Annotated in this window: 16 protein-coding genes; 10 read left to right on the top strand and 6 right to left on the bottom strand. The window is 72.0% G+C overall.

What is annotated here, in order from left to right; all coding sequences use genetic code 11:
- The first annotated feature begins 24 nt into the window (after window positions 1-24).
- Genes AB0I94_RS10565 through AB0I94_RS10555 form a run of 3 tightly spaced genes read left to right on the top strand, consistent with a single transcriptional unit; the run spans window position 25 to window position 2,452 of the window.
- Window positions 25-1,176 (top strand): lipid-transfer protein, encoded by a 1,152-nt coding sequence (locus tag AB0I94_RS10565; protein WP_363309103.1) that lies wholly within the window; start codon window positions 25-27, stop codon window positions 1,174-1,176.
- Between the two features lie 59 nt (window positions 1,177-1,235).
- Complete coding sequence (locus AB0I94_RS10560) at window positions 1,236-1,685, top strand: OB-fold domain-containing protein (RefSeq protein ID WP_363309102.1); 450 nt, start codon at window positions 1,236-1,238, stop codon at window positions 1,683-1,685.
- Window positions 1,682-2,452 carry an enoyl-CoA hydratase/isomerase family protein gene (locus AB0I94_RS10555; RefSeq protein WP_363309101.1) on the top strand — a complete coding sequence of 257 codons (771 nt, stop codon included), beginning with the start codon at window positions 1,682-1,684 and terminating at the stop codon, window positions 2,450-2,452. Before AB0I94_RS10560 ends, AB0I94_RS10555 begins: the two co-directional genes overlap by 4 nt.
- Before the next feature lie 227 nt (window positions 2,453-2,679).
- Here AB0I94_RS10555 and AB0I94_RS10550 read toward each other — a convergent pair whose 3' ends face one another.
- A complete protein-coding gene (locus AB0I94_RS10550; protein ID WP_363309100.1) occupies window positions 2,680-5,043 on the bottom strand; it encodes a serine/threonine-protein kinase in 2,364 nt (787 codons plus the stop codon).
- Between the two features lie 407 nt (window positions 5,044-5,450).
- Here AB0I94_RS10550 and AB0I94_RS10545 point away from each other — a divergent pair, with 407 nt between their 5' ends.
- Window positions 5,451-6,098, top strand: coding sequence for a TetR family transcriptional regulator (locus AB0I94_RS10545; RefSeq protein WP_363309099.1), 648 nt, complete (start codon window positions 5,451-5,453; stop codon window positions 6,096-6,098).
- A gap of 251 nt (window positions 6,099-6,349) precedes the next feature.
- Here the strand turns inward: AB0I94_RS10545 and AB0I94_RS10540 are convergent, their stop codons facing one another.
- Both AB0I94_RS10540 and AB0I94_RS10535 read right to left on the bottom strand, forming a co-directional pair.
- Window positions 6,350-6,838 (bottom strand): nitroreductase family deazaflavin-dependent oxidoreductase, encoded by a 489-nt coding sequence (locus tag AB0I94_RS10540; RefSeq protein ID WP_363309098.1) that lies wholly within the window; start codon window positions 6,836-6,838, stop codon window positions 6,350-6,352.
- Complete coding sequence (locus AB0I94_RS10535) at window positions 6,838-8,220, bottom strand: acyl-CoA dehydrogenase family protein (protein WP_363309097.1); 1,383 nt, start codon at window positions 8,218-8,220, stop codon at window positions 6,838-6,840. Before AB0I94_RS10535 ends, AB0I94_RS10540 begins: the two co-directional genes overlap by 1 nt.
- A gap of 184 nt (window positions 8,221-8,404) precedes the next feature.
- Here AB0I94_RS10535 and AB0I94_RS10530 point away from each other — a divergent pair, with 184 nt between their 5' ends.
- Together AB0I94_RS10530 and AB0I94_RS10525 are read left to right on the top strand one after the other, a co-directional pair.
- On the top strand, window positions 8,405-9,634 hold the full coding sequence (locus AB0I94_RS10530) for an acetyl-CoA acetyltransferase (RefSeq protein ID WP_363309096.1): 1,230 nt from the start codon (window positions 8,405-8,407) through the stop codon (window positions 9,632-9,634).
- Between the two features lie 214 nt (window positions 9,635-9,848).
- Window positions 9,849-10,547: a pyridoxal 5'-phosphate synthase gene (locus AB0I94_RS10525; RefSeq protein ID WP_363309095.1), complete on the top strand. Its 699-nt coding sequence runs from the start codon at window positions 9,849-9,851 to the stop codon at window positions 10,545-10,547.
- A 191-nt stretch (window positions 10,548-10,738) separates the two neighbouring features.
- On the opposite strand, the gene AB0I94_RS10520 is transcribed toward AB0I94_RS10525, so the two are convergent.
- Together AB0I94_RS10520 and AB0I94_RS10515 are read right to left on the bottom strand one after the other, a co-directional pair.
- Window positions 10,739-11,632 carry a GNAT family N-acetyltransferase gene (locus AB0I94_RS10520; RefSeq protein ID WP_363309094.1) on the bottom strand — a complete coding sequence of 298 codons (894 nt, stop codon included), beginning with the start codon at window positions 11,630-11,632 and terminating at the stop codon, window positions 10,739-10,741.
- Window positions 11,633-11,689: 57 nt separating this feature from the next.
- The gene (locus AB0I94_RS10515) at window positions 11,690-12,142 is read right to left on the bottom strand and encodes an OB-fold domain-containing protein (protein WP_363309093.1); all 453 of its coding nucleotides are present in this window, start codon (window positions 12,140-12,142) and stop codon (window positions 11,690-11,692) included.
- Window positions 12,143-12,471: 329 nt separating this feature from the next.
- Between AB0I94_RS10515 and AB0I94_RS10510 the strand changes: the two genes are divergently transcribed.
- From AB0I94_RS10510 to AB0I94_RS10495, 4 genes are all read left to right on the top strand, one after another.
- A complete protein-coding gene (locus AB0I94_RS10510; protein ID WP_363309092.1) occupies window positions 12,472-13,647 on the top strand; it encodes an NAD(P)/FAD-dependent oxidoreductase in 1,176 nt (391 codons plus the stop codon).
- Between the two features lie 363 nt (window positions 13,648-14,010).
- The gene (locus tag AB0I94_RS10505; protein WP_363309091.1) at window positions 14,011-16,236 is read left to right on the top strand and encodes an acetate--CoA ligase family protein; all 2,226 of its coding nucleotides are present in this window, start codon (window positions 14,011-14,013) and stop codon (window positions 16,234-16,236) included.
- Between the two features lie 160 nt (window positions 16,237-16,396).
- Complete coding sequence (locus AB0I94_RS10500; RefSeq protein WP_363309090.1) at window positions 16,397-17,218, top strand: enoyl-CoA hydratase-related protein; 822 nt, start codon at window positions 16,397-16,399, stop codon at window positions 17,216-17,218.
- A 150-nt stretch (window positions 17,219-17,368) separates the two neighbouring features.
- Window positions 17,369-18,001: a flavin reductase family protein gene (locus AB0I94_RS10495; protein ID WP_363309089.1), complete on the top strand. Its 633-nt coding sequence runs from the start codon at window positions 17,369-17,371 to the stop codon at window positions 17,999-18,001.
- On the opposite strand, the gene AB0I94_RS10490 is transcribed toward AB0I94_RS10495, so the two are convergent.
- Window positions 17,994-19,325, bottom strand: a complete 1,332-nt coding sequence (locus tag AB0I94_RS10490) for an MFS transporter (RefSeq protein ID WP_363309088.1) — start codon at window positions 19,323-19,325, stop codon at window positions 17,994-17,996. The two genes, AB0I94_RS10495 and AB0I94_RS10490, sit on opposite strands and share 8 nt — an antisense overlap.
- Window positions 19,326-19,360: the final 35 nt, after the last annotated feature.

Genomic DNA, 19,360 nt, shown 5'->3' with positions numbered 1-19,360 from the left:
CCACTCGCGGAGGTGCCGTTGCCCATGGCTTCACTCAAAGACGCTACAGCGATAGTCGGGATCGGGCAGACCGCGTTCGCGAAACAACTGCCCGAGGACGAGAAGACGTTGGCGTGCCGGGCGATCGTCGCCGCGCTCGATGACGCGGGCATCGCCCCCTCCGAGGTCGACGCCTTCGCCTCGTACACCATGGAGGAGACGGACGAGGTCGAGGTCGCCAAGGCGATCGGCGCGGGCGACGTGACCTTCTTCAGCAAGGTCGGCTACGGGGGCGGCGGTTCCTGCGCGACCATCGCACACCTCGCCGCCGCCGTCGCCACCGGACAGGCGAGCGTGGGCATCGCCTGGCGGTCCCGCAAGCGGGGCAGCGGGCCGCGCCCCTGGAAGAACACGGCGGTCCAGCTCCCCACCCCGGGCCAGTGGACCCGTCCCTTCGGGCTTCTCCGCCCGGCTGACGAGATCGGAATGCTGGCGCGCCGCTACATGCACGAGTACGGGGCGACCCGCGACCACCTCTTCAACGTCGCCCTCGCGTGCAGGAACCGGGCGAACCAGAATCCCGCCGCGATGATGTACGAACGCCCACTGACCCGCGAGATGTACATGTCGTCCCGCTGGATCAGCGAGCCCCTGTGCCTGTTCGACAACTGCCTTGAGACCGACGGTGCGTTGGCGTGCGTCATCGTCTCCGCCGAGCGGGCGCGGGACTGCCGACAGAAGCCCGTGTACGTCCATTCCGTCGCCCAGGGGCTGCCCGCGCAGCACCACGGGATGGTCAACTACTGGAACGACGATCCGCTCACCGGCCCCGCGTGGACCGCGGCCCGGCACCTCTGGAAGCACGCCGACTTCGCGCCGGAAGATGTGGACGTGGCGCAGATCTACGACGCGTTCACCCCGCTGATCCCGCTGTCCCTGGAGGGGTACGGCTTCTGCGGTCGTGGTGAGGGCGGCGCGTTCACGGAAGGCGGCGCGCTGGAGAGCGGGGGGCGCCTGCCGATCAACACCGGGGGCGGCGGTCTGAGCGAGGCGTACGTCCACGGCTTCAACCTCATCAACGAGGGCGTGAAGCAACTGCGGGGCACGAGCACGGCGCAGGTGCCGAACGCGGCCACGTGTTTGGTGACAGCCGGTGAGGGAGTACCCACGTCGGCGGTGCTGCTCCGGGCCCCATAGGGGCGCGGGGAACTGCGCGAGCAACCACATCCCACCCGCAGCCGCAGAAGGACACTCACATGGCAGACGCGACGAGCGAACCCCTCCTTGCGCCCACGATCGACTCGGACGGCGCCCCTTTCTGGGAGTACGCAGCCCAGGGCGAGCTCAGGATCCAGGCCTGCACCGCCTGCGGCGAGCTCCGGTTCCCGCCAAGGCCATGCTGCCCCCACTGCCAGTCCTTCGACAGCGAGTGGCGCAGGATGAGCGGACGGGGCCGCCTCTGGTCCTACGTAAGACCACACCCACCCCTGCTCCCCGCGTACGCGGCAAACGCCCCGTACAACGCGATCATCGTCGAGCTGGCCGACGCCCCCCGCATCCGCCTGGTCGGCAACCTCGTCGCCGCCCCGGACGCCCCGCTGGACTCCGTCGACCCCGAGCGCCTGCGCATCGGCGCGAAGGTGCAGGTCGTGTTCACCGACGTGGACGGGATCACGATGCCCCGCTGGCTCCTGGAGCGGCCGTGAGTCTGCGTACGGACGTCGACAAGGGCACGGGCGTCGCGGTCGTCACCCTCGACCGCCCCGCCCGGCACAACGCCATCGACACCGAGACGGCGGAGGGACTTGCCGCCACCTGGCGGGAGTTCCGCTTCGACGACACCGTGCGGGCGATCGTCCTCACCGGAGCGGGGGACAAGGCGTTCTGCACCGGCATCGACCGTGACACCGCCGCCCCGCAGCCCGGCTCCCCCTACTCGATGGACGATCCGCTGCTCTCCGTCGGCCCCAAGAGCAACGACCTGTGGAAGCCGGTCATCGCCGCCGTCAACGGCATGGCGTGCGGCGGCGCCTTCTATCTGCTGGGCGAGGCGGAGTTCGTCATCGCCGCCGACCACGCCACGTTCTTCGACCCGCACACCACCTACGGCATGGTCAGCGCGTACGAGGCGGTCCTCATGGCGCAGCGCATGCCGCTCGGCGAGGTCACCAGGATGTCGCTGATGGGGACGGCCGAGCGGATATCGGCCCAGCGGGCGTACGAGACGGGCCTGGTCTCCGAACTCGCCGCGCCACAGGACCTGTTGGCGGCCGCCACCCGTGCGGCCGAGGTCATCGCCGCCTACCCGACCGAGCCGGTGCAGGGCACCGTACGCGCGCTCTGGTCGGCGAAGGAGGCAGCTCGCACCCAGGCCCTGGCCCAGGCCCCGCACCTGATCGCGCTCGGCAACCTGCCCCCGGAGCGGCAGGCGGGGCTGTTCACGGGGCGCGGCTCCGGTTTCCGTACCCGGTGAGGGGGGCCGGCCGCCGCCTCGCGCGGTTCACGCGGTCGGCGTAACGTCACGAGTGGACGGCCGCCGTCCGGAGCCCCTTCCAAAGCTGGTGCGACGGCCGTCACGAGGCGCGGCCCTCACCCGACGGGGCTCGACGCGGGGTGATCGGGTGGGTGGGCGGGAAAGATCCGCTGCGGAGCGGCGGCGCGGGTCAGACACGACCCGCACCCGAGAGGCACCCAGGTCCGCTAGGACCGCGCGGTGCCAGTCCCCCGCTCCGCGTCCAGCGCGTACACGCACCGGTCCTTGCTGCACGCGTACACGACGCCGTCCCGCACCACCGGTGCCCCGGTGATCTCGCCGCCCGTGGCCAGCTTCCAGCGCAGGCGGCCGTCGTCGGCCTTCAGCGTGTACAGCAGGTGGTCCGTCGACCCGAAGTGGATACGCCGGTCGGCCACGACGGGCGTGCCGACGACCTCGCCGCCGGCCTGGAACCGCCATTTCGGCGTGCCCGTCACCGCGTCCAGCGTGTAGAGCCCCTTGCCGCTGCCCACGTGCACATGTCCGTCGGCGACGAGCACGGGCTCGATCGACGCCCGGGACTCCGTGGCGATGCGCCACCGGTCACGGCCGTCCGTGGCGTCGAGGGCGTACACGGTCCCGAGGTAGTCCGCGAGGTACACGCCGCCGCCGGTGACCGCGGGGCCCGGCGCGAACGTGGGCGGACACAGGAACGCGGCGGGCGCCTCGAAGTGCCAGCGGACGTGCCCGCCCGCCACGTCGATGGCGAGGACACGGGACCCCGCGGACACGTACACGTACCCGTCTTCGGCGGGCGCGAGCCGCACCGGGACGCCGCCGCAGGAGGCCGCGTCCCCGATGGGGTACGACCAGCGCTCGTCGCCCGTGCGGGCCTCCAGGGCGCGCAGGCGCGCGTTCTGCCACACGTAGACCGTGCCGTCGTGGACGACCGGGCCCGCCTCGGGGGTCTCGAAGTCGGTCTGGGCCCCGGTGATCTCCCAGAGCTTCTCGCCGTTCGCGGCCTCCCAGGCCTGTACGCCGCCGCCGCGCGTCCCGGTGACGACGGTGCCGCGGTCGGCCTGCAGGGAGTACACCCAGGCGTCGGTGTTCAGCCGCCACAGGTCGGTGCCGTCGGCGCCGTCGAGGGCGTAGAGCGTGGGGCCGTCCGACGCGTGGATACGTCCGTCGGCGACGCCCATGGACCAAGCGACGTCCCGCGTCTTGAAGCTGCGGCGGCCGGTGCCGACGTCCAGGGCGTGGACCTCGAAGGACGTGACGTACACGAGGTTCCCCGCGACGGCGGGCGTGCCCCACACGTCGTTCGACATCCGGAAGCGCCACGGCCGCCACGCGGTGCCCGCGTCCGGGGCGGCGGCGGGGGCGGGCACCACCGGGTCGGCGGCGCCGTTCACCGCGGCCTTGGACCGCGACCAGGAAGCGGCGAGCCCGGTGTCGGCGGGCACCGCGCTCACGGCGGCGGCCCGTGCGTCGGCGACCCGCGGTCCGGGACCGATCGGCACCTTCGCCCCGGCGAGGTGCACGGGACCGGCGTCCGGCACGCCCCCGAAGGGCGGCGGCTGCGTCGGTGGCACCGGCGGCGCGTGCTGCGGAGGGGGCGGTGCGACGGCGGGGGCGGCACCGCGGCCGCCGCTCCTGCCCGAGGAGGCGAGCGCGGCCCGCGCGGGCGGTCGGCCGCCACGGCGGGCCTCGATCAGCGCGACGGCCCGCTCCGGCAGCCACGCGGAGGCCGTGCCGCTGTCGCCGTCCGCGCTCTCGGAGGCGAAGAGGTGCGGTGCGAGCTGGGCCTGGAGGTCGTTGGGGCTCGGCCGAAGCGCCGCCTCCATCTGCATGCACGTCTCGATGAGCGGACGCAGCTCGTCCGGGAGTCCCTCCAGGTCAGGGCCTTCGCGGAGCAGCATGAAGACGGTCTCCACGGGGTTCGCCCCGTGGAAGGGCGCGTGCCCGGTGGCGGCGAAGACGAGCATCGAACCGAGCGAGAAGACGTCACTGGCGCCGGTGACGCTGCGCGAGTCCTTCGCCTGCTCGGGCGACATGTAGGCGGGCGTGCCCACGGCTACGTTCGTCATGGTCAGGCGGGTATTGGAGACGCCGGACGCGATGCCGAAGTCGATCACGCGCGGGCCGTCCTCCACCACGAGGACGTTCGACGGCTTGAGGTCACGGTGGACGAGGCCCGCGCCGTGGATGGACTCCAGGGCCTCGGCGACGCCCGCGGCGAGCCAGCGCACGGCCTGGGTGGGCAGCGGCCCGTGTTCATTCACTATTTCTTCGAGCGAGGGAGCGGGCACATAGGCGGTGGCCAGCCATGGCACGGCCGCACGCGGGTCGGCGTCCACGACGGCGGCCGTATAGAAACCGGACACCGCTCGTGCCGCCTCGACCTCGCGCGTGAAGCGAACGCGGAACAGCTGGTCCTCGGCGAGCTCGGTCCTGACCGTCTTGATCGCCACGCGCCGTCCTGACGCGGAGCGCGCGAGGTAGACAAGGCCCATGCCACCGGCTCCGAGCCGGCCGAGCACCTCGAACGGGCCGATCCGCCTCGGATCGTGCTGCGTCAGCTGATCCACCACTTGCCCTGCCACCTCCCCGTACCCGGGCGCCGTATGAGCGGCCCCGTGCAGCGTCTCACCACCGAGCCGCTACGGCGGCACGCACCCTGATTCTTCCTGTCCGGGGCGGCGGTTGCGAACCCGGGGCGGGATCGGGGTGTTGTGGGGCAAAGAAGACGCGAGAAGGACGTAAGAAGAAGGAGATATGTGAGCGAAACCTGATTCGAACAGTAAATCGAATACGAGAGCGGCTCGATTTCCGGCCACCGCCGGCCGCACGACCGGCGCCCGATCACCGGCCGACCGCGGCGCCGGACCGCCACACGACCGGCGCCCGACCGGCGTACGGAATCGAGAGGAATACGGCCCCCAACCCCATTTGCACTCGGCCGAATCGCGCTCCGATCACCCCTCGGTAAGCTGACGGCATGACAGGACAGGTACGTACCGTCGACGGCCGCGTGGCCGGTCGGCGCGGTCAGGCGACGCGCCAGAAGCTGCTCGACTGCCTCAGCGAGATGCTCAGCTCCTCGCCCTACCGGGACGTCAAAGTCATCGACGTCGCCCGGAAGGCGGGGACTTCACCCGCGACCTTCTACCAGTACTTCCCGGACGTCGAGGGCGCCGTTCTCGAAATCGCCGAGCAAATGGCCATGGAGGGCGCTGAGTTGACCCAGCTCCTCGACGGCCGTTCCTGGGTCGGCAAGGCCGGATGGCAGACCGCACAGGAGCTGGTCGACGGCTTCCTCGACTTCTGGCGCAGGAACGACGCGATCCTCCGCGTCGTCGATCTGGGCGCCGCCGAGGGCGACAAGCGCTTCTACAAGATCCGCATGAAGATCCTGAACTCGGTCAACAACTCCCTTACGGACACGGTCAAGGAGCTCCAGGCCAAGGGCAAGGTCGACAAGGACGTGAACCCGGCGGCGATGGCGGGCTCCCTGGTGGCCATGCTCGCCGCGGTCGCCTCGCACCAGCGGGGTTTCCAGACCTGGGGCGTCAAGCAGGCCGAACTGAAGCCGAACCTCGCATTGTTGGTGCATTTGGGCGTAACAGGTAAGAAGCCGACGAAGTAGGGCATCGAGCATGGTTTCGGCGTCATAGCGTCATCAGCGTCATGAGCGCCATCGGTGTCGTCGATGTCATGGGTGTCGTCGATGCCGTCGGCGTCACCGGCATCACCAGCGTCATCCCGCGTCACCGGGGACGCTCCTCCTGACGCTTTATCAAGTCCTGTCGGCTTATCAAGTCCTGTCGGTACAGCGGCGGATCACGTTCCACTCGTGATCCGCCGCTGTGCTGTTCCTACCCCACCACCCACGCGCGTCTAGTCCGCGCGTCCCCCCGCGCGTCGCTCCAGGCGGAACAGGCGGATCTCCCGGTCCACGCGGGACTGGTACGTCGCGTACGGCGGCCAGAACTTCAGCGCCGCCTCCCAGGCCGCCGCCCGCTCGTCCCCCGCCAACAGCCGCGCCCTGACCGGTATGTCCGCGCCCTGCCAGCTGACGTCGGCGTCCGGATGGGCGATGAGGTTGCCGGTCCAGGCGGGGTGTCCCGGGCGGCCGAAGTTGGAACCGATCAGAATCCAACTTCCGCTCTCCTCCGGCATGCAGGCCAGGGGGATCCGCCGCGGCAGCCCGCTCTTGGCGCCGCGCACCGTCAGGATCACCCCCGGCAGCATCTTCGCGCTGAGCAGCACCTTGCCGCGCGTGAGGCGGTGCACCGTGCGGTCCATCGCGGGGATGAAGTGCGGGGCGATCTTCGCGAAGGTCCGGGTGGACGACACCTTCTGCATCAGGCGGACGCCGGGGGCCATCAGAGGGCCGCCGTCGGCTGTGAGGCTGCCGGCTCGGGCGCTTCCCCGGGGGCGGGGGCGGTGGCGGCAACGGTGGCGGTGGCAGGTGCGGGAGCGGTGACAGGTGCGGGAGCAGTGGCAGGTGCGGGAGCGGGTGCGAACAGCTCGGCCCGTTCCGCCGCTCGCGCCCGCAGTCGGTGCACGGGCCCGAAAAGGAGTTCGTCGCTCGACGCCCGCTTGAAGTACAGGTGCGCCTCGTGCTCCCAGGTGAACCCGATGCCGCCGTGCAGCTGTACGGCCTCCGACGCGGCGGTCCGCAGCGCGTCCAGCGCCTGCGCGAGTGCGAGGCCCCCCACCTGTTCGGATCGCCCCACCCGCGCGGACCTCCCCGCCTGCCCGACACCCCCTCCCTCGTCGAAGGTCGCCCCGGACGTCGCCCCGGAGCCCGCTCCAGTGGCCCACGCCGCGTAGTACGCCGCCGACCGGGCTGCCTGCACCTGCACGTACACATCCGCGAGCCGGTGCTTGACCGCCTGGAAGGAGCCGATCGCCCGCCCGAACTGCTCCCGCTGCTTGACGTACTCGACGGTCCGCTCGAGGGCACGGTCCGCCGCGCCCACGGCCTCGGCGGCGAGCACGGTCGCGGCGACGTCACCGACGGCGGCGAGCGCGCCCGGCACATCGGCGTCGTCGGCGGCGCCGAGCAACTCGGCCTCGACGTCACGCAGTTCGACGCGCGCCTGCGGCCGGGTCTCGTCGAGGGCGGTCTGCCGGGTGCGTACGAGTCCGGCGGCGTTTCCGCGCACGAGGTAGAGGAGCGTACGGGAACGGGCGAAGCCCCCCGTGTGCGCGGCCACGACGAGCAGGCCCGCGCCGTGCCCGTCGAGGACCTGCTCGGCCTGACCGTAGAGCCGCCAGGCGCCGTCCGAGAGCTTGGCCTGCACGCCGCCCGCACGGCCGCCGCCCGACCAGTCGCCGAGGTTGTCGCCGACCAGGCCGAGCGCGGTGGCGAGACCGGTGCCGGGTACGGCGAGCGCCGCGGTGAGGCCGCCCGTCGCGATACGGGGCAGCAGCTCCGACCGCTGCTCGTCGGTGCCGAGGCGCTGGAGTAGCGGGGCGACGAGCGCGGCGGTGCCGAAGAGGGGTGAGGGGGTCAGGGCGCGGCCCAGCTCTTCGCTGCTGAGGGCGAGCTCCGCCGGGCCGCACCCCACGCCTCCGTACGCCTCGGGCACGGCGATACCGGGCAGGCCGAGCTGTTCGGCGAGGGCGGACCAGAGGGCGGTGTCGTGTCCGATGGGGGTACGGACCGCGGCCTTCACCTCGTCCGGGCCGCAGCGTTTGGTGACGAGCTCACGAAGGGTGCGGCGGATTTCATCCTGCTCCGCGGTGAAGGCGGCGTCCATCGGCGGGCTCCTCCCCAGGGTCGCGGCCGTGCCCCTCGGCGCCGTGCACGAGGGGTGGTCCGACCCGGATCTGACGGGCCGTCATGCTAAGACGGCGCCCGCGAGATGCACAGGGCCACGACGGACGTAACACCGCCCCGGACACCCTCCCGAAGGCGCCCGCACCTGATGTACCGTCAGATTCATGCCAACTCCCCTCCCTCCGAGCCCACATGCGTCGACGTCGTCGTCGGCCGGTGCGGGTGCGGCGCCGCGTCCGCGCAAGGTGGCCGTCGTCGGCATATCGCTCTCCGATTGCGGCCGCGTCGACGAGGCCACCCCCTACGCGCTGCACGCCCAGGCGGCCCGCCGGGCCCTGGCCGACTCGGGTCTCGGCCGCGAGGTCATCGACGGCATCGCTTCGGCGGGCCTCGGCACGCTCGCCCCGGCCGAGGTCGCCGAGTATCTGGGGCTCGAGCCGCGCTGGGTCGACTCCACCTCCGTCGGCGGCTCCACCTGGGAGGTCATGGCGGCCCACGCGGCGGACGCGATCGCGGCGGGGCGCGCGAACGCCGTACTGCTCGTGTACGGGTCGACGGCGAGGGCGGACATCAAGGCGAGGCGGCGTACGTCGAACCTGTCGTTCGGCGCGCGCGGGCCCCTCCAGTTCGAGGTCCCGTACGGGCACTCCCTGATCTCGAAGTACGCGATGGCCGCGCGCCGCCACATGCACGAGTACGGCACGACGCTCGAGCAGCTCGCCTCGGTGGCGGTGCAGGCACGCGCGAACGCGGCGACGAACCCCGACGCGATGTACCGCGACCCGATCACGGTGGACGAGGTCCTGGGCGGCCCGATGATCGCGGACCCGTTCACCAAGCTGCACTGCTGCATACGTTCCGACGGCGGCTGCGCGGTGCTCCTGGCCGCGCAGGAGTACGTGGCCGACTGCGTCTCCACCCCGGTCTGGGTGCTCGGCACCGGCGAGCACGTCTCGCACACGACGATGTCGGAGTGGGAGGACTTCACCGTCTCCCCGGCGGCCGTGAGCGGCCGCCTCGCCTTCGAACGGGCCGGGGTGCGCCCCGAGGACGTCGACGTGGCGGAGATCTACGACGCCTTCACCTACATGACCCTGGTGACACTGGAGGACCTCGGGTTCTGCGCGAAGGGCGAGGGCGGCGCGTTCGTGGAGAACGGGCGCCTGCTGCGGGACGGCCAACTGCCGACGAACACCGACGGCGGCGGCCTCTCGGCCCAACACCCGGGAATGCGGGGCCTGTTCCTGCTGGTGGAGGCGGTACGACAACTACGCGGCGAGGCGGGTGCCGACCGCCAGGTCCACAAGGCGGGAGGAAGGCTGCCGGAGGTGGCGGTGGCGTCGGGGACGGGCGGGTGGTTCTGCTCGTCGGGGACGGTGGTGCTGGGGCGGTGAGGTGGGGGGTGAGGCCCGGGGGGCGTGAGGCCCGGGGGGTGAGGCCCGGGGAGGTGAGGCGGAGGGGGTAAGCGCGGCGGTGAGACGCGACGCTGAGGCACGGCGGTGAGGCGAGTGGTGAGACACGACGCTGAGGCGCGGCGCTGAGGCGGGCGGCGAGGCACGGCGGGGCTGGAGAGGGCTGAGGCGGGCCGTGTTCCCGTAGATTCGCCGGATGGACGACACCGACACCCCCGCCGACCCGGCCGTCCGCGGCCGAGCCCTCCTGCGCTCCCTCCGCGTCTGGGACACCGACCTGCCGCCGTTCGACCCCGCGGCAGCCCCCGCCGACCCGCTGCCGCTCTTCTGGCAGTGGTTCGTGGACGTGGCGGGCGCGGGACAGGTGGAGCCGCACACCATGAGTCTGGCGACGGCCGACGAGTCGGGCCGCCCGGACGTACGGACGCTGATGCTGCACGACGCGGACGAGCGGGGCTGGCACTTCGCCTCGCACGCGGGCAGCGCGAAGGGCCGCCAGCTCGCGGCGCGCCCGGAGGCGGCGCTCGGCTTCTACTGGCCCGCGCAGGGCCGCCAGGTCCGGGTGCGCGGCCGGGTCACGACGGCGGGACCCGAGGAGAGCCGCGCCGACCTCGCCCGCCGGTCGACGGGTGCCCTGGCCTCGGCCCTGGTCGGCAGGCAGAGCGAAGTACTGCCCGGTTACGAGGAATTGGTGGCCGCGAGCGAGGCGGCCTGGGAGCGCGCGCAGGCGGAGCCGGACGCACCGGCGCCGAGCTGGACCCTGTACGTGCTCGAACCGGCGGAGGTCGAGTTCTTCCAGGGGGACGCGAGGCGCCGGCACGTGCGGTTGCGCTACCGGAGGGAGACGGACAGCGGCGGGGACGCGAGGTGGGCCAAGGAGCTGCTCTGGCCGTGAGGGAGGGCGCGCAGGCGCCAGCACGCGAGGGGGAGGCCACCCAGGCGCCAACGCGTGAGGGCCGCCGCACAGGCGCCAGCACGTGAGGCGGAGGCCGCACAGGCGCCAACGCGTGAGGGGCGCCACGCAGACGTCAGCATGTGAGGGCCGCCGCACAGGCGCCAGCACGTGAGGCGGAGGCCACGCAGGCGTCAGCGCGTGAAGCTGTACTGCGTGAAGTCCCGCACCGGACGGAATCCGAGCCGCTGATACAGCTCGTTGCTCGTGGGGTTGCCGACGTCGGTGAAGAGCAGCACCTCGTCCGCGCCCGCCGCGAGCGCGGCACGGCTCACCTCGGCGGTGACCGCGCCCGCGTAGCCGCGCCCGCGCAGGCGGACGGGGGTATAGACGGGGGCGATGCGGACCTGGCCCGCGACCCGCCGGGTGTTGCCCGCCATGGCGACGGGGGTGCCGTCGGGCGCCTCCCAGAGGGTGACGCCTCCGTACGCGATGCGGGCGTCGGCCCACTCACCGGCGCCCATCGCCCCCTTCTCCCCGAGGGCCTCGTGGAACTCCCCGTGCCAGCGCACCAACAACGCCCGGTCGGCGTCCGTGGCGACGCGCGCGCCGCCGGCCGGCGCGGGCTCGGGCGGGGTCAGGGTGCCGAGGCGGTACAGGCGCTGGGGGTAGCTGACGGCGGCGGTGGCGTCCGTCCGCCGCTGCCAGGCCGCCGCGAAGTCGGCTGCGGTGGTGCTCTCGGCTCCGACCCCGCCGGGCTGCAGGCCCGCGTCCGCGAGCACCCCGGCGAGCTCATCGGCGGCGGCGTCGGAGAGTGGGCTCAGGGCGAGGAAATGCGGCGGGGTCCACAGGAAAGCCCCGGTCACGGTGGCCTCGCGCGGCCCTCTCGCGCCGTCATCGCCGATGCGGATTCCGAAGAGGGGGTCTTCCTCCCCGTACACGTGGAGTCCGCGCGTGCGCAGCACGTCGGTGACGCTGAGGAGCGCGGTGTGCAGGGCGGGCGCCGAGTGCAGGAAGGCCGCCGCACGCGAGTGGAACTCGTCGAGGTCGGAGATCAACTGCCAGCCTGGGCAAGGAGTGGAAGCCATGAGCCATGATCTCCCGCACCGTGCTTCCGGCAGAAGTCGACTACGGGCAGGGCAGCGTCACCCGGCCCGCCGGAACACCGGCACGGCCACGCCCTCGCCCGCCCCCTCCCCCACGTCGCCCGCCTCCCGGAAGGCGACCTCCAACGCCATCCCGATCCGTAGCTCACTCCCCTCACTGCCCTCCCAGCCGATGATCTCCGTCATCATGCGCGGGCCCTCGGCGAGGTCGACGACGGCGGCGGCGTACGGGACGCGGGCGCCGAACGGCGGCAGGTCGTTCCGGTGCACCACGGACCAGGTGTAGAGCGTGGCGAGACCGCTCGCCCGCTCCCAGGCGACGTCCTCGCTCCAGCAGTGCGGGCAGAACTCACGCGGGTAGTGGTGCGCCTTGCCGCAGCCGCCGCAGCGGCGGATCAGGAGGTGCCCGTCGGCCGCCGCGTCCCAGTAGGGGCGGGTGAAGGCGTCGAGCTCGGGAAGGTCGTAGCGCGGGCTCGCACTGCTCACGTCCATGCGGCGGTCTCTCCCACTCCGACTACAGGTTCCTGACGGTACGTCAGTTCAACGCACACCCGACTCGCGCGCAAGAGGCGTGGCAAAGGCGTGCGCAAGAAGGGCCTGCAGAAGAGGGCGCGCACAAGAGGGCGTACGAGGTGAGGGCGCGCGACGCATGGGCGTACGAGGGCATGGGCGCACGAGGCGAGGACGTACGAGGCGTGGGCCGTCGGCAGGTCGGTGAACCCATCGACGGAGAACACCCCGCGCGCACCCGTGATCAATTCGCAACCGGTTTGGGGCTTGACCGTCCCCCATCAAGTGACCGCGTGATTACTCTCAGGTTCATGGCCGACACCACTCCCCCACAAGCGCCACAACAAGACCGCCCCGTGTACGTAGTCGGCGGCGGACCCGGCGGGCTCTCCGTCGCGGCCGCACTGCGTGCCCGTGGCGTGCGCGCGGTCGTGCTCGAGAGGTCCGACCGGGTCGGCGCCTCCTGGCGCGGGCATTACGACCGCCTGCACCTGCACACCACGCGCCGCCTCTCCGCCCTGCCGGGGCTCGCGATACCGCGCTCCTTCGGACGCTGGGTGTCACGTGACAACGTCGTGCGCTACCTGGAGAAGTACGCCGATTTCCACCAGCTGGAGATCGTCACCGGCGTCGAGGTGTCCCGCCTCGAACGGGCGGCCGACGGCACCGGCTGGCTGCTGCACGCCACCGGCGGACGGGAGCTGACCGGCAGCGCGGTGGTGATCGCCACCGGGTACAACCACACGCCCCACATACCGGACTGGCCCGGCCGCGACACGTACGCGGGCGAACTCCTGCACGCGAGCGCCTACCGCGACCCCGGACCCTACGCGGGCAAGGACGTCCTGGTCGTGGGCGTCGGCAACACCGGCGCCGAGATCGCCGTCGACCTCGTCGCGGGCGGCGCGGCCCGCGTCCGTCTCGCGGTGCGCACCGCGCCGCACATCGTCCGCCGCTCCACGGCGGGCTGGCCCGCGCAGCGCACGGGAATCCTGTGCCGCAGGCTCCCGGCCGCCCTCGTGGACCGGCTCGCGGGACCGATCGCGAAGGTGAGCGTCCCCGACCTCTCCGCGCAGGGGCTGCCCCGCCCCGACACCGGCCTGTACTCACGCGTCAAGGAGGGCGCGATCCCGGTCCAGGACGTGGGTCTGATCGACGCGGTGCGCAAGGGCAAGGTAGAACCGGTCGCGGCCCTCGACTCCTTCGAGGACGGCAAGGTCGTCCTCGCCGACGGCACCCGGATCGGCCCCGAGGCCGTCATCGCGGCCACGGGATACCGGCGCGCCCTGGAACCGCTCCTCGGCGACCTCGGCGTACTCGACGCGAAGGGCGCCCCGCTGGTCCGTGGCGCGCGCACCCCGAAGTCGGCCCCCGGCCTCTACTTCACCGGCTTCACGAACCCCATCAGCGGAATGCTGCGCGAGATGGCCATGGACGCGGAGAAGATCGCGAAGGCGGTGGCGAGAACGCTGGCCGCAAGCCGCTGACACCCCAGGCCGCCGTGAGCCGCTGACAGCCCAGGCCAGGCCACCGCACCCCACACGAACCGCAGACCCCGGCGCGCCCCTCCGGGGGCGCGAGGAACGGCGCGACCAGCCAGAACGGACCCGCACCCGACCCACGGCCCTCCACAGGGCCACCATGGCCGGTACTACCCCCTTCCGGAAGCCCACCCCCCGGAAGGGGAGTAGCGCCCCGGGACACGTGGGTACTGCTAGCCCCGGGGCACGTGGGTACTGCTGAAAGGGCCGCCCCACTCTTTGCGTGCAGCCCTGTTCCTGACACAGCGTCAGTTCAGTAATCTGACTATGCGTCAGTTGAGTTGCTGTCACACAGGAGCGGGCGGACCGATGCTTGGATCGACTTACGGCACCTTCACCACCGACCCCCGCCGCGCGCGTGTAGTGGCCTGCGGCGAAGTCCCGGCACCCGCCGTCCACGGACAGGCCGCCCCAGCGGACGACCTGGACGTCAGCGGACGCCCCCTGCATGCCGCCGTACCGGATCTGGACCGGTTCTTCCGGCCCGAGTCCGTCGCCGTCATCGGCGCGTCCGACGCCGAGGGGCGGCCGAACACGGGCATCACGCGTCAGCTCATGGACTGGGCCGAGCGGTGCGGCGCCCGGCTCCATCCGGTGCATCCCACCCGTCAGTCCGTCTTCGGCACCCCTTGCTTCCCTTCCGTCGCGGCCCTGCCGGAACAGGTCGATCTGGCCGTACTCCTCGTCAGTGACCCCCTTCCCGTGATCGAAGAACTCGCCGAGTCCAAGGTGAAGTTCGCCGTCGCCTTCGCCTCGGGCTTCGCGGAGACAGGCGAGAAGGGTGCGGCCGCCCAGGCCCGACTGGCCGCCGCCGTGGAGCGCTCAGGGCTGCGCCTGCTCGGACCCAACACCAATCTCAACGCCTTCGAGAAGTTCCGCGACGACCTCGAAGGCCCCGCGATCGCCCTGATCACCCAGTCCGGCCACCAGGGGCGACCCGTCTTCACGATGCAGGAGATCGGCGTACGCCTCTCGCACTGGGCGCCCACCGGCAACGAAGCCGACCTGGAGACCTCCGACTTCATCTCCTACTTCGCCGAACGCCCCGAGGTCGGAGCCATCGCCTGTTACGTCGAAGGCCTCAAGGACGGCCGCTCCTTCCTGCTCGCCGCCGACCACGCCGCCCAGCGCGGCGTGCCCGTCGTCGCGGTCAAGGTCGGCCGTACAGAGACCGGCGCCCGGATGGCCGCCTCACATACCGGCAAGCTGACCGGTGCCGACACGGTCGTCGACGCGGCGATGCGGCAGTACGGCGTGATCCGCGTGGACGGGCTCGACGAACTCCAGGACACCTCCGCCCTGTTGGCGCGCGCGAGGCCGCCGCGGGCCGAGGGCGTCGTCGTGTATTCGATCTCGGGCGGCACGGGCGCGCACTTCTCGGACCTGGCGACCGAGGCGGGACTGCGGCTTCCGCAGCTCTCGGACGCCAAGCAGACGGAGCTCCACCAGTGGATACCCGGCTACCTGAACGTAGCCAACCCCGTCGACAACGGCGGGCATCCGGTGGGCGACTGGCGCGGCAGGAAGATCATCGACGCGATCCTGGACGACCCGGAGGTGGGGGTGCTGATCTGTCCCATCACCGGTCCCTTCCCGCCCATGAGCGACAAGCTGGCGCAGGACCTGGTGGACGCGGCTGAGCAGACGGACAAGCTGGTCTGCGTGGTGTGGGGCTCGCCCGTGGGCACCGAGGAGGCCTACCGCACGACGCTGCTCGGCTCGTCGCGCGTCGCCACCTTCCGCACCTTCGCCAACTGCATCACGGCGGTGCGGTCCTATCTGGATCACCACCGCTTCACGACCCGTTACCGCTCCCCCTTCGCCGAGGCCCCGCGCACGCCCTCGCCGTCCTTCCGCAAGGCCCAGGCCCTGATGCGGCCGGGCCAGCAGCTGAGCGAGCACGCGGCGAAGCAGTTGCTGCGCGCGTACGGGATTCGCGTACCGCGCGAGCAGTTGGTGACCAGTGCGGCGGCCGCCGTGCGAGCGGCGGGGCTCGTGGGCTACCCGGTCGTGATGAAGGCGTCCGGGGCACGGCTCGCCCACAAGAGCGACCTTGGCCTGGTGAAGGTCGGGCTGACCTCGGCGAGTCAGGTGCGGGACGCCTATCGGGAGCTGACCGACATCGCCCGCTACGAAGGCATCGCGCTGGACGGGGTGCTGGTCTGCCAGATGGTGGAGCGGGGCGTCGAGATGGTGGTCGGCGTGACGCAGGACGAGCTGTTCGGGCCGACGGTGACCGTCGGGCTCGGCGGTGTCCTTGTCGAGGTACTGCGGGACGTGGCCGTGCGGGTGCCGCCCTTCGGGGAGGACCAGGCGCTTGCGATGCTCTCCGAGCTGCGCGGGCGACCCCTGCTCGACGGGGTCCGAGGAGGGCCGCCGGTCGATGTCGACGCGCTCGTCGAGGTGGTGCTCCGGGTCCAGCGGATGGCTCTTGAACTCGGCGACGAGCTGGCGGAGCTGGACATCAATCCGCTGATGGTGCTGGGGCGGGGGCAGGGGGCGGTCGCTCTGGACGCTCTTGCCGTCTGCCGCTGAGCGGGGTTCCAGGGGTTTCAGGACACCGCTTCGCGGCGCTCCCTTCCCGCTCACCCACCCGAACACCCACGCAATCGCACTCGCCCACGCACTCACCCACCCGGACGCCCACACGCTCGCCCACCCGAACACCCCGCGGCGAAATGGAGCCTGCCCACCCATGACTGCCTCCCCCGAAACGCCGGTTGATCCCCTCGACTCATTGGTACTCCACGCCACTGACAACGGCGTCTCGTGGATCACGCTCAATCGGCCCGAAGCCATGAACGCCGTCACCTGGGACCAGCGCGAACGCGTCATCTCGCTGCTCGCCGACGCCTCCTCGGACCCAGGCGTCCGCGCCGTCGTGATCACCGCCACCGGCAAGGGCTTCTGCGCCGGGGCCGACCTGCGCGGTGCGCCCAGCGGCGCCGAGCGCGTGCCCGGCGACGTGGCCCGCACGATCAGGCTGGGCGCCCAGCGCCTCATCGCCGCTGTCCTGGACTGCGAGAAACCGGTCATCGCCGCCGTGAACGGGACCGCCGCCGGGATCGGCGCGCACCTCGCGTTCGCCTGCGACCTCGTCGTCGCCGCCGAACAGGCCAAGTTCATCGAGGTGTTCGTGCGCCGCGGCCTGGTGCCCGACGGCGGCGGGGCTTATCTGCTGCCGCGTCTCATCGGTCCGCGGCGGGCCAAGGAGCTGATGTTCTTCGGCGACTCCGTGCCGGCCGCGGAGGCCGAACGGATCGGGCTCGTCAATCGCGTCGTACCGGCCGACGAGCTGGAGAAGACGGCACGCGCCTGGGCGGAACGCCTCGCGACGGGGCCGACCCGCGCCATCGCCATGACCAAGCAACTGGTCAACGCGTCCCTCGAATCGGACCGTGCGACCGCCTTCGCGGCGGAGGCCGCGGCGCAGGAGATCAACATGACGACGGTTGACGCGAACGAGGGCGTGGCCAGCTTCGTGGAGCGGCGCTCACCGTCGTACGAGGGCCGCTGAGGGCCACCGTGGGCCGCTGAGGTCGCTAAACACACGGGCACACAGGCACACGGGCATCCGAGCCCGCAGGCCCACAGCCCCGCCCACCGCCGATGCGGAAGCTCCGCACCCTTCCCATCTGACGACCCGTCAGCTTCAATGGTCGGTGTGATGGGACATGCAGGGATGGCGGCCACGGCCGTCCGATACCTCAGGTCGGTCGGAGCACCGACCACCACCGGCCCGGTCGAAGCCCTCCCCCGGCCGCGGCTGCGGGCGGTCGGCGACGACGAGCGGGCGCCGCTGGACGCGGGCGAGTTCCGGCGCGTACTGGGGAACTTCGCGACCGGCGTGACCGTTGTCACGTCACCGGCATCCGAGGGAGATGACGGCCCGGCGGGATTCGCCTGTCAGTCCTTCTCCTCGCTCTCCCTCGACCCGCCCCTGGTCTCCTTCATGGTCGCGCGTACGTCGACGACGTGGCCGCGCATCGCACGCGCCGGCGTCTTCTGCGTGAACGTCCTCGGTGCCGACCAGGGCGCACTGTGCCGCGGCTTCGCGGTGAGCGGCGCCGACAAGTTCGCCGGAGTGGAGTTCGACGCCGCCCCCGTCACCGGTTCGCCCCGCCTGACCGGCGCTCCGGCCTGGATCGACTGCACGATCCAGGCCGTGCACACCGGGGGCGACCACCTGATCGTGGTCGGCAGGGTGGACGCCCTGGGCGCCACCGAGGACGGCGAACCGCTCCTCTTCCACCGGGGCACGTTCGGCACGTTCGGCGGGCTCGACACGCGCGCTAGGTGAGCGCGGCCGGCCGCACGGTCTCCTCCTCGCCGGCCCGCCGGATGACCAGGGCCATCAGTGCCGCCGCCGCGCACAGCGCACCCGAGGCGATCCACATCACGTCGTACGACCCGAAGGCATCGCGCACCACGCCGCCGATGACGGCCACGAGCGCGGCACCCACCTGGTGCGAGGCGAGCACCCAGCCGAAGACGATGGCGCTGTCCTCGCCGTACTGCTCGCGGCACAGGGCCAGGGTCGGCGGCACGGTCGCCACCCAGTCGAGGCCGTAGAAGACGATGAAGAAGACCATCGGCAGGTGGACGGAGGGCGCGAGCAGCAGCGGCAGGAAGAGCAGCGAGATGCCGCGCAGCGCGTAGTACACGGCAAGGAGGCGCCGCGCGTCGAAGCGGTCCGTGAACCAGCCGGAGGCGATCGTCCCCACGACGTCGAAGACGCCGATGACGGCGAGGAGTGAGGCGGCGGCCGTGATCGGCATGCCGTGGTCGTGCGCGGCGGGCACGAAGTGCGTCTGGATCAGTCCGTTCGTCGAGGCGCCGCAGATGGCGAAGGTCCCCGCGAGCAGCCAGAACGGGCCTGTGCGGGCCGCCGCGAACAGTACGGTGACCGCACGTCGCGCGGCCCCCGTGGCGGGCGGGGGCTTCTCCACGAACTCCTCGGACCCGTACGGCTTCAGGCCCACGTCCGCCGGATGGTCGCGCAGCAGCAGCCACACGAACGGGACGACGGCGAGTGCCGCCAGGGCCACGGTCACCGCGGCGGGCCGCCACTCGTGGGCCTCCACGAGCCAGGAGAGCACCGGCAGGAAGATCAGCTGCCCGGACGCGGAGGCAGCCGTCAGGATGCCGGTGACGAGTCCGCGGCGCGTGGTGAACCAGCGGTTGGTGACGGTGGCGGCGAAGGCGAGCGCCATGGACCCCGAGCCGAGCCCGACGAGCAGTCCCCAGCACAGCAGCAGCTGCCAGGCGTGCTCCATCCACACGGTGAGGCCGGAGCCGAGCGCGATCACGATGAGCGCGACGGCCACGACCCTGCGGATGCCGAAGCGGTCCATCAGCGCGGCGGCGAACGGCGCGGTGAGTCCGTACAGCGCGAGGTTGATGGAGACCGCGAGGCCGATCGTGCCGCGCGACCAGTGGAACTCGTCGTGCAGCGGATCGATGAGCAGGCCCGGCAGGGAGCGGAAGGCGGCGGCGCCGATGATCGTCACGAAGGTGACGGCGACGACGAACCACGCCCGGTGGATACGGCGGCGCCGCCTCGGCGCCTCCAGGGGCGGCTCGGCCGCCTGATTCACGTCTGTCTGGGTCACGACAAACAGCATCAGGTTCCGTCCGCCCCCGAACGAGTGGCCCGAAG

It is taken from the genome of Streptomyces sp. NPDC050147 (assembly GCF_040660195.1).
Classification (GTDB): Bacteria; Actinomycetota; Actinomycetes; order Streptomycetales; family Streptomycetaceae; genus Streptomyces.
The sequence above is the reverse complement of the archived record's forward strand: the minus strand, read 5'-3'. Positions and strand labels throughout refer to the sequence as shown.

Coding starts and splice junctions, on each gene's coding strand:
- AB0I94_RS10565 (WP_363309103.1), top strand. CDS start 25: ATGGCTTCACTCAAAGACGCTACAGCGATAGTCGGGATCGGGCAGACC.
- AB0I94_RS10560 (WP_363309102.1), top strand. CDS start 1,236: ATGGCAGACGCGACGAGCGAACCCCTCCTTGCGCCCACGATCGACTCG.
- AB0I94_RS10545 (WP_363309099.1), top strand. CDS start 5,451: ATGACAGGACAGGTACGTACCGTCGACGGCCGCGTGGCCGGTCGGCGC.
- AB0I94_RS10540 (WP_363309098.1), bottom strand. CDS start 6,838: ATGGCCCCCGGCGTCCGCCTGATGCAGAAGGTGTCGTCCACCCGGACC.
- AB0I94_RS10535 (WP_363309097.1), bottom strand. CDS start 8,220: ATGGACGCCGCCTTCACCGCGGAGCAGGATGAAATCCGCCGCACCCTT.
- AB0I94_RS10530 (WP_363309096.1), top strand. CDS start 8,405: ATGCCAACTCCCCTCCCTCCGAGCCCACATGCGTCGACGTCGTCGTCG.
- AB0I94_RS10525 (WP_363309095.1), top strand. CDS start 9,849: ATGGACGACACCGACACCCCCGCCGACCCGGCCGTCCGCGGCCGAGCC.
- AB0I94_RS10520 (WP_363309094.1), bottom strand. CDS start 11,632: ATGGCTTCCACTCCTTGCCCAGGCTGGCAGTTGATCTCCGACCTCGAC.
- AB0I94_RS10515 (WP_363309093.1), bottom strand. CDS start 12,142: ATGGACGTGAGCAGTGCGAGCCCGCGCTACGACCTTCCCGAGCTCGAC.
- AB0I94_RS10510 (WP_363309092.1), top strand. CDS start 12,472: ATGGCCGACACCACTCCCCCACAAGCGCCACAACAAGACCGCCCCGTG.
- AB0I94_RS10505 (WP_363309091.1), top strand. CDS start 14,011: ATGCTTGGATCGACTTACGGCACCTTCACCACCGACCCCCGCCGCGCG.
- AB0I94_RS10500 (WP_363309090.1), top strand. CDS start 16,397: ATGACTGCCTCCCCCGAAACGCCGGTTGATCCCCTCGACTCATTGGTA.
- AB0I94_RS10495 (WP_363309089.1), top strand. CDS start 17,369: ATGGGACATGCAGGGATGGCGGCCACGGCCGTCCGATACCTCAGGTCG.
- AB0I94_RS10490 (WP_363309088.1), bottom strand. CDS start 19,325: ATGCTGTTTGTCGTGACCCAGACAGACGTGAATCAGGCGGCCGAGCCG.